Source organism: Stenotrophomonas sp. 107298_Sma (assembly GCF_056480345.1).
This window is the reverse complement of the sequence record NZ_CM151094.1, coordinates 3631692-3649132: the sequence shown is the minus strand read 5'-3', so window position 1 is coordinate 3649132 and position 17441 is coordinate 3631692. Positions and strand designations below refer to the sequence as shown.

General features: G+C 67.1%; 13 protein-coding genes. 7 read left to right on the top strand and 6 right to left on the bottom strand.

Translation table 11 applies throughout. The annotated features are described in order from the left end of the window. Positions 1-68: 68 nt before the first annotated feature. The gene (locus tag ACZK2G_RS17060) at positions 69-1358 is read right to left on the bottom strand and encodes an ATP-binding protein (RefSeq protein WP_478473922.1); all 1290 of its coding nucleotides are present in this window, start codon (positions 1356-1358) and stop codon (positions 69-71) included. Continuing rightward, a complete protein-coding gene (locus ACZK2G_RS17055) occupies positions 1355-2092 on the bottom strand; it encodes a winged helix-turn-helix domain-containing protein (RefSeq protein WP_046984072.1) in 738 nt (245 codons plus the stop codon). Before ACZK2G_RS17055 ends, ACZK2G_RS17060 begins: the two co-directional genes overlap by 4 nt. 181 nt (positions 2093-2273) lie before the next feature. Between ACZK2G_RS17055 and ACZK2G_RS17050 the strand changes: the two genes are divergently transcribed. Then, the gene (locus ACZK2G_RS17050; protein WP_046984073.1) at positions 2274-3560 is read left to right on the top strand and encodes an O-acetylhomoserine aminocarboxypropyltransferase/cysteine synthase family protein; all 1287 of its coding nucleotides are present in this window, start codon (positions 2274-2276) and stop codon (positions 3558-3560) included. 307 nt (positions 3561-3867) lie between these two features. Here the strand turns inward: ACZK2G_RS17050 and ybaL are convergent, their stop codons facing one another. Both ybaL and ACZK2G_RS17040 read right to left on the bottom strand, forming a co-directional pair. Further along, positions 3868-5568 carry a YbaL family putative K(+) efflux transporter gene (gene ybaL / locus ACZK2G_RS17045; RefSeq protein WP_006386675.1) on the bottom strand — a complete coding sequence of 567 codons (1701 nt, stop codon included), beginning with the start codon at positions 5566-5568 and terminating at the stop codon, positions 3868-3870. 152 nt (positions 5569-5720) lie between these two features. Further along, entirely contained in the window at positions 5721-8108 is a 2388-nt protein-coding gene (locus ACZK2G_RS17040) for a TonB-dependent receptor plug domain-containing protein (RefSeq protein WP_337302826.1), read from the bottom strand. A 336-nt stretch (positions 8109-8444) separates the two neighbouring features. Here ACZK2G_RS17040 and ACZK2G_RS17035 point away from each other — a divergent pair, with 336 nt between their 5' ends. Further along, positions 8445-10310, top strand: a complete 1866-nt coding sequence (locus ACZK2G_RS17035) for an ABC-F family ATP-binding cassette domain-containing protein (RefSeq protein WP_295380452.1) — start codon at positions 8445-8447, stop codon at positions 10308-10310. A gap of 75 nt (positions 10311-10385) precedes the next feature. Here ACZK2G_RS17035 and ampR read toward each other — a convergent pair whose 3' ends face one another. After that, positions 10386-11252, bottom strand: coding sequence for a LysR family transcriptional regulator AmpR (ampR, locus tag ACZK2G_RS17030; protein ID WP_478473920.1), 867 nt, complete (start codon positions 11250-11252; stop codon positions 10386-10388). A 177-nt stretch (positions 11253-11429) separates the two neighbouring features. On the opposite strand from ampR, the gene blaL2 reads away from it, so the two are divergent. The 3 genes from blaL2 (at position 11430) to ACZK2G_RS17015 (ending at position 14336) form a co-directional block, all read left to right on the top strand. After that, positions 11430-12341, top strand: a complete 912-nt coding sequence (gene blaL2 / locus ACZK2G_RS17025; protein WP_046987511.1) for a L2 family extended-spectrum class A beta-lactamase — start codon at positions 11430-11432, stop codon at positions 12339-12341. 85 nt (positions 12342-12426) lie between these two features. Next, positions 12427-13641, top strand: a complete 1215-nt coding sequence (locus ACZK2G_RS17020) for a cation:proton antiporter (protein WP_012511906.1) — start codon at positions 12427-12429, stop codon at positions 13639-13641. A gap of 53 nt (positions 13642-13694) precedes the next feature. Next, positions 13695-14336: a hypothetical protein gene (locus ACZK2G_RS17015; protein WP_046987510.1), complete on the top strand. Its 642-nt coding sequence runs from the start codon at positions 13695-13697 to the stop codon at positions 14334-14336. Positions 14337-14431: 95 nt separating this feature from the next. Here the strand turns inward: ACZK2G_RS17015 and ACZK2G_RS17010 are convergent, their stop codons facing one another. After that, complete coding sequence (locus ACZK2G_RS17010) at positions 14432-15178, bottom strand: DUF3011 domain-containing protein (protein ID WP_478473917.1); 747 nt, start codon at positions 15176-15178, stop codon at positions 14432-14434. Between the two features lie 159 nt (positions 15179-15337). On the opposite strand from ACZK2G_RS17010, the gene aspS reads away from it, so the two are divergent. Both aspS and ACZK2G_RS17000 read left to right on the top strand, forming a co-directional pair. Beyond that, a complete protein-coding gene (aspS, locus tag ACZK2G_RS17005) occupies positions 15338-17089 on the top strand; it encodes an aspartate--tRNA ligase (protein ID WP_478473915.1) in 1752 nt (583 codons plus the stop codon). Positions 17090-17105: 16 nt separating this feature from the next. Next, positions 17106-17438, top strand: a complete 333-nt coding sequence (locus tag ACZK2G_RS17000) for a DNA primase (RefSeq protein WP_253078802.1) — start codon at positions 17106-17108, stop codon at positions 17436-17438. The last annotated feature ends 3 nt before the right edge of the window (positions 17439-17441 follow it).

Sequence of the window (17441 nt, the reverse complement as noted above, 5' to 3'; positions counted from 1 at the left end):
ACGCCAGCGGCCGTTCCCTCCGCAGTTGTGCGGGAGTTGTAATCAATTGTAATCGCGCCCGTGGGCGTTCAGCTGGCAGCCAGCGGCCAGTGCATTTCGAAGCGTGCGCCGCCCAGCGTGGCGCGGCTGATGTGCAGTTCCCCGCCATGGCGTGCCGCGATGCGGCTGACGATGGCCAGGCCCAGTCCGAAGCCACCGGTATCGCGACTGCGGCTGTCGTCCAGGCGGGTGAACGGGCGGATTGCTTTCTCGCGGTCGGCTTCGGCGATGCCTGGGCCGTCGTCATCCACGCGCAGGCAGGCGCGACCGCCGACGCCGACAAGAGAGACCTCCACCTGCGAGCGCGCATGGCGCAGCGCGTTGCCGACCAGGTTGCTCAGTGCCAGCTGCAGCAGGCGTGGTTCTGCGTCCACCCGCGGCAGTGCGCTGGGTTGCACGCGCAGTACCAGGCCGGCGCGTTCGGCATCGCGGCGCGCATCGGCCAGGCAGGCCTGCAACCAGTCATTGGCTTCGATGCGCTGCAGGGGCTCGGCTTCGTTGGGATGTTCCAGGCGCTCGTAGGCCAGCAGTTCGCTGACCAGTCCGTTGAGCTCGGCCAGGTCGCCGTGAAGCCCCTGCGCCAAGCGCGCGCGTCGTGCCGGGTCGTTGCTGTCCCGCATCAGGTCCAGGCCGAAGGCCACGCGTGCGATCGGCGTGCGCAGTTCATGCGAGATGGCATGCGTGAGGTCACGCTGGCGCTGCACAAGCTCAGCCACGCGCGCAGCCATGCGGTTGGAATGATCGACAATGACCCGGATCTGCGAGCGTGGCGACACCTGCGCGCGCGCCTGCAGGTCGCCGGCACCGATGCGATCGGCATGCATGCGCAGTGCCTCCAGGTCGCGCCAGAGCAGGCGTACCCAGGCATACAGGCTGGCGCCGACCAGCAGCAGGATGCCGAGGTAGGCAGCGATGGTCATATACGTTGTCATCGACACCGCACCGGGCAGGCGCAGGTGCAGCCAGCGGCCGTCCACGCCGTCGATGGGCAGCAGTACCTGCTGGTAGAGGTCGCGCACGATGAAGCCGTCGGCCCGCGCCGCCGCCTGTTCCTGCGGGTTGAGCGCGGGAGGCCTGTCGAGCAGGGTCAGGGCGATGCCGTAGTGCGGCTGCCACTGCTGCAGGCGCTCACGCTGCTGTTCTGCATCCAGGCCGTTCAGGCCACTGCGCAGAGCGTACACCTGCCCGCGCACCTGCTGAACGAACACGCGGTCCTGGACGGGCGTGTAGATGCCATCCAGGATGTGGTTGAGGAAGAACACCGAGACCAGGAAACAGGCACCGGTGACGAACCACAGCCACAGGAACAGGCGCTTCACGCCGACCAGGCCGAGGGGTTGAACTGGTAGCCCCGGCCCCACACGGTCTTGATCCGGCGCGGTTCGCGCGCGTCATCGCCCAGCTTGCGGCGCAGCTTGCCGATGCTGACGTCGACGCTGCGGTCCAGCCCATCGAAGCCGATGCCGCGCACCGCCTGCAGAATCTGGTCGCGCGAGAGGATCTGCCCCGGCTGGCTGGCCAGCAGCCACAGGATCTCGAATTCGGTGGTACCCAGCTCCACTGCCAGGCCGTGCAGGTGAACGTCGCGCTGCATGCGATCGATCAGCAGTCCGCCATGCATCAGCCGGCAAGGCGAACCGGTGCTGCCGCTGCCGTGCCGGCGGCGCAGCAGGGCGCGCAGGCGGGCCAGCAGCAGGCGCGGTTCGACCGGCTTGTGCACATAGTCGTCGGCGCCGGACTCCAGGCCGAGCACCTGCTCGATGTCGTCCTCGCAGGCGGTCAGCATCAGGATCGGCACGTCGGAGAAGCTGCGGATCTGCCGGCACACGTCGATGCCGCCGAGGCCCGGCAGCATCAGGTCCAGCACCACCAGCTCCGGGGCGTGCTGGCGGCAAGCGGAGCCGGCCAGGTCGCCGCGGGCGACGTGCTGCACGGCGAAGCCATGTTCGTGCAGGTAGTCGCTGACCAGTTCGGCCAGGCGGCGGTCATCCTCCACCAGCAGCACTGGGGTCGGCGAGCCGTTGGCGGCGGGTGTCCAGGGGGATGACTGCATGCGCTTGGGCCTCCGTGCCCGGGCAGGAGCGCCCGGCGGCGAAGCCTAGCAACGGCCCATGACGGCTGCCTGAATCGCGGCCAACCTGATAACCACCGGTACGGGCGTTATCGCCAGTGGCTCTCAGCGGTCTCTGCCGGCTGGCCTATCGTGGCCGTTTCCCCGGATGGAGCCTGGCGCAATGAGCGACCCGCAGTGGCAACTGGAAACCCTGGCCGTGCATGGCGGCTATCGTCCCGATCCGACCACCCGCGCGGTGGCGGTGCCGATCTACCAGACCGTGGCATACGCCTTCGATGACACCCAGCATGGTGCCGACCTGTTCGACCTGAAAGTGGCCGGCAACATCTACACGCGCATCATGAATCCCACCACCGATGTGCTGGAGCAGCGCGTGGCGGCGCTGGAAGGCGGCATCGGTGCGCTGGCGCTGGCATCGGGGCAGGCCGCGATCACCTACGCCATCCAGACCATCGCCGAGGCCGGCGACAACATCGTCGCCTCCAGCGCGCTGTATGGCGGTAGCCTTAATCTGCTGGCGCATACGTTGCCGCAGTACGGCATCCAGACCCGCTTCGCCGATCCGGCCGATCCATCCGCGTTCGCCGCGCTGATCGATGAACGCACCAAGGCGGTGTTCGTCGAGTCGATCGGCAATCCTCGCGGCAACGTCACCGACATCGCCGCCATCGCCGAGGTCGCCCATGCCGCCGGCGTGCCGCTGATCGTCGACAACACCGTGGCCACGCCATTCCTGCTGCGCCCGTTCGAGCATGGCGCCGACATCGTGGTGCATTCGCTGACCAAGTACCTGGGCGGCCACGGCACCAGCCTGGGGGGGGCGATCATCGACTCGGGGCGTTTTGACTGGGCCGCTCAGCCCAAGCGCTTCGCCCGCCTCAACCAGCCCGACCCGAGTTACCACGGCGTGGTCTATACCGAAGCACTCGGACCGGCCGCCTACATCGGCCGCGCGCGGGTGGTGCCGCTGCGCAATACCGGCGCGGCGCTGTCGCCGTTCAATGCGTTCCTGATCCTGCAGGGCATCGAAACCCTGGCCCTGCGCATGGAGCGCATCAACGCCAACGCGCTGGCGGTCGCACAGTTCCTGCAGGCGCACGCAAAGGTGGCCTGGGTGCGCTACGCCGGGCTGGCCGACGACCCCGAGCATGCCGCCGCACAGCGCTATCTGGGTGGGCACGGCTCGGGCGTACTGACCTTCGGCCTGCCTGGCGGGCGCGAGGCAGGTGCACGTTTCCTCGATGCCCTGAAACTGTTCACCCGGCTGGTCAATCTGGGTGATGCGAAGTCGTTGGCTACCCACCCGGCCTCGACCACCCACCGCCAGCTGGACGCCGTCGAGTTGGCCAAGGCCGGTGTCAGCGAAGACACCGTGCGGCTGTCGATCGGCATCGAGCACATCGGCGACCTGCGTGCCGACCTGGAGCAGGCTTTGGCTGGCGCCTGATAGCCACGCGCTTGGTCGTCATCGCCACAGGCGATCACCATCGGCCGTGCAATGCGCTACGGTTGAACTGCCTCTCCAAGGCAATGGCAACGTGGCGATCCAGATCCCCGGTCGATGCGGGTCGACCGGGGATTTTTTGTTTCCGGGGTCAGATCCGTTTTCCTGTGGGAAACGGATCTGACCCCATGCGACGCCGTGTCGACCAAGGTCGACACCTACCAACAGCCGCAGGGAGCCCGCTTTTGTTGTTGCTCTGGCTTTTGCTGTCGCCTCTGCGGGTGCAGGGCGCCGCCCTGCCGCAGAACCCTCACACCACCGGAATGCTGTGCTGGCCCAGGTTGCGATACGGCGGCGTGGCCATCACCATCTCGGCCAGCGAATAGGCCAGCTCGCGCTCGGCCATCACCGTCCCGTCGGCACCATGCTCCAGCAGGTGCTTCACCTCGGCATCGCTGTGTGCTCGCGCCAGCAGGGTCAGATTCGGGTTCAGGGCACGCAGTTTGGCCAGGGTCTCGCCGGCTTCCAACGGCTGTGGGATTGCCAGCACGGCGATCTTGGCGCGCTCGGGATGGGCTTCGGCCAGCACCTTGTCCGAGGCCGCACTGCCGCGGATGCCGGGCAGTCCCGCCGCATGCGCTTCGGCGACATGCTCCTTGTTGTCGTCGATGATCATCACCGGCACGCCACGGTCGCGCAGAACCTGCGCCAGCGCACTGCCGACCCGACCGTAGCCGATGACGATGGCGTGGTCGTGCAGGTCCAGCGACGGCCCAGGTGGCAACTCGGTTTCCACCGCGGCCGGCGTGGTTTCCTGGTGCTTCAGCAGCCAGCGGTCGAGCAGGCCGAACACCAGCGGGTTGAGCATGATCGAGATCAGCGCGCCGGCCAGCACCAGAGCCTGCCCGGTGGGCGGCAGGATCTTCAGGGTCACGCCGAGGCCGGCGATGATGAAGGCGAACTCACCGATCTGCGCCAGGCTGGCGGAGATGGTCAGTGCGGTACCGGTGGGATGGCCGAACGCTCGCACGATGAAGAACGCGGCGGCGGACTTGCCGAACATGATGATCGCGGCGGTGGCCAGCACCTGCCACGGGTGCTCGATCAGGATGCTGGGATTGAACAGCATGCCCACCGAGACGAAGAACAGCACCGCGAACGCATCGCGCAGCGGCAGCGAATCGCTGGCCGCCTTGTGGCTCAGTTCGGATTCGTTGAGCAGCATGCCGGCAAAGAATGCGCCCAGCGCAAAGGACACGCCGAACAGCATCGCCGACCCGAACGCCACGCCCAGCGCGATCGCCAGCACCGACAGTGTGAACAGCTCGCGCGAACCGGTACCGGCAATGCGTTCGAGGATCCATGGAATGACCCGGCGGCCGACCACCAGCATCACCGCCACGAACAGGCCCAGCTGCACGAAGGTCCAGCCGATGCTTGCGAGCACGCTGCCGAGGGTGTGCTGCTCGTTGGCCGCATCGGGACCGAACACGCCGGCCATCACCGGCATCATCACCAGCGCCAGCACACAGGCCAGGTCTTCCACGATCAGCCAGCCGACCGCGATCTTGCCGCGCTGGGTTTCCAGCAGGCGCCGCTCTTCCATCGCCCGCAGCAGCACCACGGTACTGGCGGTGGCCAGCGCGAAACCGAACACGATGCCGTGGATGACCGGCCAACCCATCAAGGCTGCCAGGCCCCAGCCGAGCAGGGTGGCGACCAGGATCTGGCCGATCGCACCGGGAATGGCGATGGCCTTGACCGCCATCAGGTCCTTCAGCGAGAAGTGCAGGCCGACGCCGAACATCAGCAGCATCACCCCCAGTTCGGCCAGCTGGTTGGCCAGCGCCTGGTCGGCGACGAAGCCGGGGGTGAACGGACCTACACAGATGCCAGCAACCAGGTAACCGACCAGCGGAGACAAACGCAGCTTGTTGGCCAGCGCGCCAAAGATGAAGGCGAGCCCCAGGCCAACGGCAACGATGTTGATCAGGTCGGTGTCATGGTGCATCGGCTCTCGCAGAAAAACGGGGGTATCCCGATTTTCACCGATGACGCCAGATACGGCAAACCTTAAATGCGAATGGGGTCAGATCCCTTTTCCCGCAGGAAAAGGGATCTGACCCCGCCACGGAGTTGCCGGCCAGGGGCCGGCACTACCACTTACCAGGTGTACTTGACCCGGCCGTACACGTACGCGCCGTTGAAGCCGAACGGCGAGTAGTTGCTGTACGGCAGCATGCCGAAGGTCGAGTTCTGCAGGTCTTCGGTGCGGTCCGGGTACTTGTCCAGCAGGTTGTCGGCGCCCACGGTCAGGGTCCAGTTGCTGCTCGGCTTGTAGCTGGCCGAGGCATCCACCACCCAGGCGTCGCCGTAGGTCTGGTCTCGCAGCGCGGTGGCCGAGTTGCGCACGGTGAACTTGCCGTAACGGGTCGCCGCCAGGCCCAGTTCCCAGTGATCCGAACGCCAGGTGCCGCTCAGGATCGCCTTGTCGCGCGGGAAGCTGTCCTCGATGCGGCCGATTTCATCGCGGCCGATCAGCGACTGGTTCAGGCCCAGCGTGCCGAACACCGCCGGGGTGCCTCCAACGCGGCGCACTTCGGTGTCGTTGTAGCTGTAGGCGGCGGTCAGTTCCAGGCTGCTGGCGCTGAACGGCACGGTGTAGCTGGAGACGAAGTCGACGCCACGGGTACGCGTATCCAGGCCATTGGTGAAGTACGAGAACGCGGTCACCTGCGGCAGGCCCAGGGTGCCCAGCAGCGCGCTGGTTGCCGCATTGGTGGTGATGCTGGAGGACAGTGCGATACGGTCATCGATGTCGATCTGGTAGGCATCGACGGTGATGTACAGGCGGTCGACCGGCTGCAGCACCAGGCCCACGCTGTAGGAGGTGGAGGTCTCGGCCTTCAGCGGCGAAGCGCCCAGCGCCTGCGCGGCCTGGCTGGTGGTGGGGAAGGTGCCGCGTTCGACGAACACGCCGTTGGTGAACTGGCTGGTCACCGCCTGGTAGCCCTGCTGGGCCAGCGACGGTGCACGGAAGCCACTGGAGGCGGTGGCACGCAGCGCGACCTTGTCGGTGAACGCATAACGCGCCGACAGCTTGCCGGAGAAGCGGTCGCCGAAGTCCGAGTAGTCCTCGTAGCGGCCGGTGACGCCGGCCGAGAATTTCTCGGTCAGGTCCGCTTCCAGACCTGCATAGACCGCGTAGTTGTGGCGGTCGGCATGCACTTCATTGGTCGGGGTGAAGCCGCCGAAGCCCTGCGCGCCGCTGCCGGTGTACGAGTTCAGCTCGCCCGGCTTCTGGTCCCACTTTTCCTTGCGGTACTCACCGCCGAAGGACAGCGTGACCGGGTAGGCCAGGCCCCAGTCCAGCGACTTGGTCAGGTCGGCATTGAAGATGTCCTGCTGGTACTTCAGCGTGCCGTCGTAGAACGAGCGCGGGCTGGTCGCACCCAGGCTGTAGTTGATGCTGTTGCGGGTGTGGAAGTCGAGGGTGTTCTCGCCGTGGTTCAGGCTCAGGTCCCAGGTCCAGCCGCTGTCGGTGTTGCCCTTGACCCCGGCCACCAGCGAGCGGTCCTTGGAATACTGGTTGATCTCCGGCACGAAGCCGTCCGGGTAGGTCTGCGCCAGCAGTGCGCCCTGGCTGTTGTGGTTGCGCGAGCGGTAGAACGCGAACGAGGTGATGTCGCGGTTGCTGAGCAGCGCGCTGGCGTAGCCGGTCACGTGGTCGCTGAAATCGAAGCTGGCGTTGACCGAGGCGGCGGTGGCGTCCACGCGCGGGTCGCCGACGATGAAGGTGGTCTGGCCGATGCTGGGGAAGTTGCCGGTGTTCGGCGTGGTGCCACGGTACGGGCCGGCGCGGTTGCTCTCGTCCTGCTGGCTGATCTGGCCGGCGACGTGCACGCGGCCACGGCCGTTGCCGAACTCGACGCCGGTATCGCCGGAGAGCTGGTACTTGTTGCCGTCGCCGGCCGAGTACTGGCCGTAGTCCACCGCCAGGCTGCCACCACTGCCGCTGCCCTTGAGCACGATGTTGATGACGCCGGCGATGGCGTCAGAGCCGTACTGCGCCGACGCACCGTCGCGCAGCACTTCCACGCGCTCGATCGCAGCGATCGGGATCGCATTGATGTCCACGGCCGACGAGCCACGGCCGATGCTGCCGTTGACGTTGATCATCGCCGAGGTGTGGCGGCGCTTGCCGTCGACCAGCACCAGTACCTGGTCCGGCGACAGGCCGCGCAGCTGCGCCGGGCGCACGCCGCTGGTGCCATCGGTCAGGGCAGGGCGGGGGAAGTTCAGCGAGGGCAGGGCGCGCGACAGTGCGGTGGCCAGCTCGCTGGTGCCGGTGGACTGCAGGGCTTCGGGGGTGATGATGTCGATCGGTGACTGTGACTCGGCCACCGTGCGGTCGGCCACGCGGGTACCGGTGACGATCACCGTGTCCAGGGTGTTGGCGGCGGTGCCGGCCTGCTGGGCAGCGGCAACGAACGGAGAACCACCGAGTGCGACAGCGACGGCGGCGGCGATCAGGCTGGTCTTGCGGGTCATCGGGATGGGGCTCCGGTTGGCGGGGGCGGCACCGGAATCGACATCACGGGGGTGAGGCGGACGGCGGTTGTTGCGGTGCGCAATACAGGAATTAACGGGATATTCAGCGCCTGTCAAATGCCGGTCATCAGAAAAAACGTTGCAGCAGCAACCATTTAGCCCGGATCGGCACTGACGGGGGAGGGGACCCGGGAGGCGCGCGGCGAGAACGTGGGAGAGAGGAACGTCGGCCGCTGCGCATCCCGGGGCCCGTCAAGTATTCGTTAACGTTAGAATTGCGTCGCAGGAACAGTGCTCACCAGCACATTCCATTCGGTTATATGGACCCCTCCCCCGATGATCTCCCTTCGTAATTTCGCCTTGCGCCGCGGCGAGCGGCTGCTGTTGTCCAATGTCGACCTGACCCTGCATGCCGGTTACCGGGTGGGTGTGGTCGGCCGCAACGGTGCCGGCAAGTCCAGCCTGTTCGCGGCAGTGAAGGGTGAGCTGGAGGCGGACAAGGGCGACGTCGATCTGCCCGGCAAGGTGCGCATCGCCAGCGTTGCCCAGGAAACCCCATCGCTGCCGGACCCGGCGCTGAGCTTCGTGCTGGGCGGTGATACCGAAGTGGCTGCCGTGCTGGCCGCCGAGGCCGATGCCACCGCCCGCGAGGACTGGGAGGCCGTGGCCGAGGCACACACCAGAATGGCCGAGCTCAATGCCTACGACGCCGAAGCGCGCGCCGGCAAGCTGCTGCACGGCCTCGGTTTCCCGGCCGAGACCCATCACCGCGCGGTGTCCTCGTTCTCCGGCGGCTGGCGCGTGCGCCTGAACCTGGCCCGCGCGCTGATGATGCCCAGCGACCTGCTGCTGCTGGACGAACCGACCAACCACCTGGATCTGGACGCGGTGTACTGGCTGGAACAGTGGCTGCTGAAGTACCCGGGCACGCTGCTGCTGATCTCGCATGACCGCGAGTTCCTCGACAACGTGGCCACCCACACCCTGCACCTGCACGGTGGTGGCGCCAAGCTCTACCCGGGCGGCTACACCGACTTCGAGCGCCAGCGCGCCGAACAGCTGCGCCAGCAGCAGATCGCGCACGACAAGGAACAGGCCGAGCGCGCCCATCTGCAAAGCTTCATTGACCGCTTCAAGGCGCAGGCCAGCAAGGCCGCGCAGGCGCAGAGCCGCATGAAGCGCCTGGCCAAGCTGGCTGGCACCGAGGCGGTACGCGCCGAACGCGAGTTCCGCATCGAGTTCGCGCCGCCGGCCAAGCTGCCGTTCTCGCTGATCCGCCTGAACCACGTCGAGGCTGGCTACGGCAAGGACGCGGTGATCCTGCACAACGTCGGCTTCGGCCTGGAAGCGGGCCAGCGCATCGGCCTGCTCGGCCCGAACGGCGCCGGTAAGACCACCCTGGTGAAGACCCTAGTGGGCGAGCTGGCACCAATCGTCGGCGAGCGCATGGCGCACCCTGACCTGAAAATCGGCTACTTCGCCCAGCACACGGTGGAGTCGCTGCACGAAGGCCAGTCGCCGATGGAGCATTTCCGCGAGATCGCCCCGGACGCACCGAACCAGTCGTTCCGCGATTTCCTCGGCAAGTGGAACTTCCCGGGCGACCGTGCGTTCGAGCCGGTCGATGGTTTCTCCGGCGGCGAGCGCGCGCGCCTGGCGCTGGCGCTGATCGCCTGGCAGCAGCCGAACGTGCTGCTGCTGGACGAACCGACCAACCATCTTGACCTGGAAATGCGCGAGGCGCTGGCTGAGGCACTGGCCACCTTCGAAGGCGCGATCGTGATGGTCTCGCATGACCGCCATCTGATCGGCCTGGTCTGCGATACCTACTGGCGCGTGGCCGATGGCGTGGTCGAGCCGTTCGACGGCGACCTTGACGCCTACGCCGCATGGCTGCGCACTCGTCCGCAGGCGCAGGGCACCAAGGCGCGCATGGAGCAGGTGGAAGAGCCGGTGGTGGTCAAGACCGCGCCGGTGGCGCAGGTGGTGCAGAAGAAGCCGGTGAATCCGCACAAGCTGGCCGCGGCCGAATCCAAGGTGGCCGAGCTGGAAGGCGTCCTGGCCGAGCTGGACCGCCAGCTGGCTGACCCGGCCAACTACGCCGATGCCACCCGCATGGCGGTGATCGGCCGCGACCGCGAAACCACCGCCGCGCAGCTGGAGAAGGCCGAAGCGGCGTGGATGGAGCTGCTGGAGTCCTGATCACGCAGAAAAGGGGACGGAGGGGATTAAGTCGTTTGTGTCACAAACGACTTAATCCCCTCCGTCCCCTTTTTGTTATGTGCCTTGCGCCTGCAGCCATTCGCGGAACCGCTTCGCTGGCTCGCGTTCGGTACGTGAGCGCAGCCGGGTCAGCCAGTAGCGGCCAAGATCCAGCGTGGTGCCGAATGGCTGCAGCAACCGGCCTGCAGCCAGTTCCTGCTCGAACATGCGCAAGGGCAGCAGTGCCACGCCAGCGCCACCGACTGCGGCCATCGCCACGGTCAACGACGAATCGAATACCGGCCCGCGTGCTTCCAGGCCACTGATCCCGGCGGCCTGCAGCCAACGCGGCCATTCGTCGCTGCGGTAGGAGCGCAGCAGCGGCAGCGTGCCCAGGTCGCGTGGCTGCTTCAGCCGCCGCGCCAATGCCGGCGCGCACAGGGGTGCGAACGGCGCATCGAGGATCGCCGTGCAGGCCTGGCCCTGCCAGTCGCCGTTGCCGAAACGGATCGCCAGATCCAGGCCTTCGCCGGCCAGGTCGATGCGGTTGTTGTGGGTCTGCAGGCGCAGCTCGATATCCGGATGCGCGGCCTCGAATGCGGCCAACCGTGGCAGCAGCCAGCCGGTAGCGAAGGTACCGACCACGCCCAGGGTCAGCACCTCGCGCGCCGGGCCGCCGGTGTAGCGCGCGATGCTGGCCGAGATGCGCTCGAACGATTCATTGAGCACCGGATACAGCGCCGCGCCCTCGTCGGTGAGCGCCACGCCACGCGGCAGGCGATGGAACAGGCGGATGCCGAGGCGGTCTTCCAGCCCGCGGATCTGGTGGCTGAGTGCGGCCTGGCTGACGCACAGTTCCAGCGCGGCGCGGGTGAAGTTCTGGTGGCGTGCGGCCGCCTCGAAGGCACGCAGGGCGTTCAGCGGCAGGGTTGGGTGCAGCATCAAGGGAGTCGTGAGTCAGGGTGATGGCTGATCCTACCTGCTCGACAAAGATTTCAGGGAAATTAATGGGTTGATTGCGACAGTCATGAACTGCGCTAATGTCTCCCGCTGATTTTTCGCGCTGGTCGCCTGCGTGCGAGGCTTGAATAATCGAACGGTCCCCCAGGAGAACCCCGCATGCTCGCCCGTCGCCGATTCCTCCAGTTCAGTGGTGCCGTCGTGGCTTCCTCGCTTGCTCTTCCGTTGCTGGCACGCGCGACGGGCAAGACCACCGCCAACGCGCCGGCCGAAGCTGCGATCACCGCGGCCACCGACTTCGCGACGCTGGAAAAGGCCTGTGCGGGACGCCTTGGCGTAACCTTGCTCGATACCACCAGCGGCCGCCGCATCGGCCATCGCCAGGACGAGCGTTTCCCGATGTGCAGCACGTTCAAAAGCGTGCTGGCCGCCACCGTGCTCAGCCAGGCTGAGCGCACTCCCGCGCTGCTGGACACGCGCGTCCCGGTGCGCGGTGCCGACCTGCTCTCGCATGCGCCGGTCACCCGTCGCCACGCCGGCAAGGACATGACCGTGCGTGACCTGTGCCGGGCGACGCTGATCACCAGCGACAACACCGCCGCCAATCTGCTGTTCGGCGTGGTCGGTGGCCCGCCCGCGGTGACCGCCTTCCTGCGCGCCAGTGGCGATGGGGTCAGCCGCAGCGACCGGCTCGAGCCTGAGCTGAACAGCTTTGCCAAGGGTGACCCGCGCGATACCACCACGCCCGCGGCGATGGCCGCGACCCTGCAACGGGTGGTGCTGGGCGAAGTGCTGCAACCGGGCTCGCGGCAGCAGCTGGCCGACTGGCTGATCGACAACGAAACCGGCGATGCCTGCCTGCGCGCGGGCCTGGGCAAGCGCTGGCGGGTCGGCGACAAGACCGGCAGCAATGGCGAAGACGCGCGCAACGATATCGCCGTGCTGTGGCCGGTAGCCGGCGGCGCACCGTGGGTGCTGACCGCCTATCTGCAGGCGGGTGCGATCAGTTATGAACAACGTGCCACGGTGCTGGCGCAGGTGGGGCGGATCGCCGATCGCCTGATCGGTTGAGGTAACCGGGGTCATTCAAAAGTCGCTTGCCGGATCGGTCGGGCGCGCGCATCCTGCGCGCCTTCGAACTACATGGATGTCCCCCATGAGCCATGAGCTGATCTACCTGCTGCTGATCTTCGCGTTGCTGGTGATCCCGCGCGCGCTGCAGCGTTTCAGCCTGCCGGCGCCGCTGACCTGCCTGCTGTTCGGCATCATCGGCATGCTCTGGCTGGGCGACCAGGCGCACGACGCAGTGATCGGCCTGCTGGCCACGCTGGGCATTTCCTCGTTGTTCCTGTTTGCTGGCCTGGAAGTGGACCTGCAGGCACTGCGCCGCGGCATGTGGCCGTTGCTGGCGCACCTGGTGATCCGCAGTGCGACCCTGTTCGGGGTGGGCTGGCTGGCCTGGCGCTACGCGGGGCTGCCGTGGCAGGCCGCCGGCCTGCTGGCGCTGGCGCTGCTGACCCCCTCCACCGGTTTCATCATGGATTCGCTGTCGCGGCTGGGCCTGAGCGAGGACGAGCGGTTCTGGGTCACCAGCAAGGCCATTGCCGGTGAACTGCTGGCACTGGCGGCGTTGTTCATCGTGCTGCAGGCCGGCGATCCGGGTCATATGGCGCTGTCCAGCCTGGCCCTGCTGGCGATGATGATCGGCCTGCCGCTGCTGTTCATTGCGTTGGGGCGCTGGGTGGCACCGCACGCGCCGGGCTCGGAGTTCTCGCTGCTGGTGATGGTGGGCATGGTCGCGGCCTATATCACCTACCTGCTGGGCGTGTACTACCTGGTCGGCGCGTTCATCGCCGGCCTGGTCGCGCGCCTGCTGCACCAGCGCATGCCGCTGCTGGCCTCGCACGAGAACCTGCACGCGCTGCGCCTGTTCGCCTCGTTCTTCGTGCCGTTCTACTTTTTCAATGCCGGCACCAAGGTGCCCAGCGAAGCGCTGAGCTTCGAGGCACTGGGGCTGGGTATCGTGATCACCCTGGTGGTGCTGCCGTTGCGCATCGGCGTGGTCTGGCTGCAGCGCCGGGTGATGTTCGGCGAAAGCTTCCGCAGCAGCCTGCGGGTTTCGCTGGCGCTGGCCCCGACGTTGATCTTCACCCTGGTGCTGGCGGCGATCATGCGCGAGCGTTTCCAGATTCCGGCGGTGTTGTTCGGTGCGCTGCTGCTGTATGCGGCACTGACCACGCTGCTGCCGTCGCTGGTGTTCCGCACTCCGTTCGATGTCGATCCGGTTGAACAGGAGCCGGCGGGCGAGGGCGAGGCGGCACCGGTGGCCGCCACTGAAACGCTGCCGGTGGCGCAGACGGCTGAACGTTGATCGGGGAGCGTGCGCGGTTTGCGCCCACCGGCCATGGCCGTTAGGGTTGGGGCATGAAACTGCCCGCCGCCGTCACCGCATCCGCCCTCCTGCTCAGCCTCGCTGCGTGTACGCAGCGCTCCGACACGGTCGCCCATGATCTGGCGACCGCACCGGCCGACGCCTTCATGGCCGCCGTGGCCGCACATTGCGGCCAGGCCTACGCGGGCAAGGTGGTGGAGGACACCCCGGCACCCACTGGCAAGGACCCGTTCGCTGGCCAGCGCCTGGTCATGCACGTTCGTGGTTGTGCCGACCCGGCGCATGAGCTGCGTATCCCGTTCCATGTCGGCGATGACCACTCGCGTACCTGGGTGCTGACCCGTACCGCGACCGGCCTGCGCCTGAAGCACGATCATCGCCATGCAGACGGCAGCCCCGATGCGATCACGCTGTATGGCGGCGACAGCACGCCGCCGGGGACCGCCGAGCGCCAGCAGTTCCCGGCCGATACGGATTCGGTGGCGATGTTCCGCCGCGCCGACATGCTGGCGTCGACCCACAACACCTGGGCGATGGAGATCGATCCCGACCAGACCTTCGTCTACGAACTGACCCGACCCGACGGCCGTCGCTTCCGCGTTCAGTTCGATCTGAGCAAGCCAGTGGACCTGCCGCCAGCGCCGTGGGGCGACCAGAAGGCACCCGCGCCGTGACCCAGGGGTCGGATCCCTCCTGCGGAGGGCCCCGACCCCGATGCTGAATCCAAGGGTCAGCGCCCTGGCCGTCGGCCAGGGATCCGACCCTGCACTCAACGCGTGCCGAATCGGGCCCGGCAACCGTTGCTTACCCACACCTGGCCACGCGAGTAACCCCAGCTGCGGCCTTCCTGGCAGGCGCTGCCGGACAGTTGCTGCTGCAGCACCGGCCGGCCCTGGCGCTCATCCCAGTCGCAGGTCTGCGAGCGGTTGTTGTTGCTGCTGCAGGTGACCGAGTAGTTGCGATCACCGCCGCCACCCCAGCCGCCGCCACCGCCGCCCCAGCCGCGGGCCTCGGCGAACTCCGCACGGCAGCCGCCGCTGACCCAGATCGCGCCATTGCGCACGCCCCAGGTGCGGCCTTCATCGCAGGGGCTGCCGGACAATTGGCGGACCATGCGGGCATTGCGCCAGCCGACCTGGCAGCTGCGCTCGCGGTTGTTCTGGCTTTCGCAGCGGATCGTTTCGCCCGGGCGGCCGTTGTTGCCGCCCCAGCCACCGCCGTTGCCGCCGCCCCAGCCACCGCGGGCCTCGACGAATTCGGCGCGGCAGCCGTTGGTGACCCAGATGCTGCCGTTACGGCTGCCCCAGGTTCGTCCTTCATCACAGTCCGAGCCGGACAGCTGGCGGACCAGCTGCGCTCCGCGCCAACCGGTGTTGCAGACCCGTTCGCGGTTGTTTTGGCTTTCGCAGCGGACCACGCCGCTCTGCGCATGCGCGGGAGGGGCGGGCAGGGCAAGGGTGCCCAGTGCACCCAGGGTGAGGCTCACGGCCAGGCTGGCCAGGGACAGCGGTTTCATGGCGGCATCCCATACGGTGGCAGGTGCCCGACTATAGGGAGAGGGGCGATCAAGCCGGTGTGACTGGCAGGATTTGCCCCGGCCGGGGCCTCGGCCGCAGAATAAGAGGCTTTCCGGCCTCCATCAGGCGCCGGCGTTCTCCAGCGGAGCTTTCCCCCCATGCGTACCCACTTCTGCGGCCTGGTCGATGAGACCCTGATTGGCCAGACTGTCACCCTCGCCGGCTGGACCGACGTGGCCCGTAACCAGGGCGGCGTCTGCTTCATCGATCTTCGAGATCATGAAGGCATCGTGCAGGTGACGGTGGAGCTCGACAACGCCGAAGTGTTCGCCGTGGCTGCTTCGCTGGGCTATGAGGACGTGCTGCAGGTGGAAGGCGTGGTACGTGCCCGCCACGCGGTCAACGACAAGCTGCGCACGGGCAAGGTGGAAGTGATCGCCACCGCCATCACCGTGCTGAACAAGGCCGCGCCGCTGCCGTTCCACGCCCACGAGAACCCGGGCGAAGAAACCCGCCTGAAGTACCGCTACCTGGACCTGCGCCGTCCGGAGATGCAGCGCATGCAGCGCACCCGCATCAAGCTGGTGCAGGCCCTGCGCCGCCACCTGGACGAAAAGGGCTTCCAGGACATCGAGACCCCGATCCTGACCAAGGCCACCCCGGAAGGCGCGCGTGACTTCCTGGTGCCGGCGCGCATGCACCCGGGCGAGTTCTATGCCCTGCCGCAGAGCCCGCAGCTGTTCAAGCAGATCCTGATGGTGGCCGGCTTCGACCGCTACTACCAGATCGCGCGCTGCTTCCGCGACGAAGCGCTGCGTGCCGACCGCCAGCTGGAGTTCACCCAGCTGGACATGGAGTTCGCCTTCGTCCGCGAGCGTGACGTGCAGGATTTCGTCGAGGACATGATCCGCGCCATCTTCAAGGAAGTGGTCAACGTCGAACTGGATGCAAGCTTCCCGCGCATGACCTGGGCCGAGGCGATGCGTCGCTACGGTTCGGACAAGCCGGACCTGCGCATCGCGCTGGAGCTGGTGGACGTGGCCGAGCTGGTCAGGAACAGTGAGTTCCCGGTGTTCACCGGCCCGGCCAACGATGCCGACGGCCGCGTGGCCGCGCTGCGCATTCCGGGCGGTGCGTCGCTCAGCCGCAAGCAGATCGACGAGTATGCCGCGCATGCCGCCAAGTACGGCGCCAAGGGCCTGGCCTACATCAAGATCGCCGACAACGGCGAAGTCAGCTCGCCGATCCAGAAGTTCTTCAGCGAGGAATCCTTCGCCGCCCTGGTCGCGCACGTCGGTGCCGGCAACGGCGACATCGTGTTCTTCGGTGCCGGCGGCTACAACAAGGTCTCCGACTTCATGGGCGCGCTGCGCCTGAAGGCCGGCAAGGACTTCGGCCTGGTCGCCGATGGCTGGGCCCCGCTGTGGGTCACCGACTTCCCGATGTTCGAATGGGACGACGAAGCGCAGCGCTACGTCGCCCTGCATCACCCCTTCACCGCACCGGCGGTGGACGACATCGCCGACCTGCGTGCCAATGCCCGTACCGCCGTTTCGCGCGGCTACGATATGGTGCTCAACGGCAATGAAATCGGCGGCGGCTCGATCCGTATCCACCGTCCGGACATGCAGAGCGCGGTGTTTGAACTGCTGGGCATCGGCGCCGAAGAGGCCCGCGCCAAGTTCGGCTTCCTGCTCGACGCGCTGAACTTTGGCGCGCCGCCACACGGTGGCATCGCCTTCGGCATCGATCGCATCGCCGCGCTGATGGCTGGCACCGAGTCGATCCGCGACGTCATCCCGTTCCCGAAGACCACCGGTGCACAGGATCTGATGACCGACGCGCCGTCGCCGATCGTCGACGTGCAGCTGGCCGAAGTACACATCCAGGTTCGCCCCAAGACCAACTGATCAGGAGATCCAGGCAATGACCGAGTTTGCGTTTTCGCTGGAGTGGGAAAAGCTGGGCAATGAAGGCTCCGAGGCCACCCTGGTCACCGAGCGTGCACGTGTGTTCGGTGGTTGGCTGGTCCGTGTCGGTACCAACCCGGCGGCGATGGCCCTGACCTTCGTCGCCGACGGCGAAGGCCGTTGGGATGGTGAGGACTTCGGCGTCGAGGATTACGAGGACGACGAAGAGGAAGAGTACGACGAGGACGAGGAAGGCGAAGAAGAGGAAGACGGCGAGGAAGAAGAGGACGACGAGGAATACGAAGAGGAAGAGGAAGAAGACGAGAAGGCACCGGCGGAACGGGCTTGACCC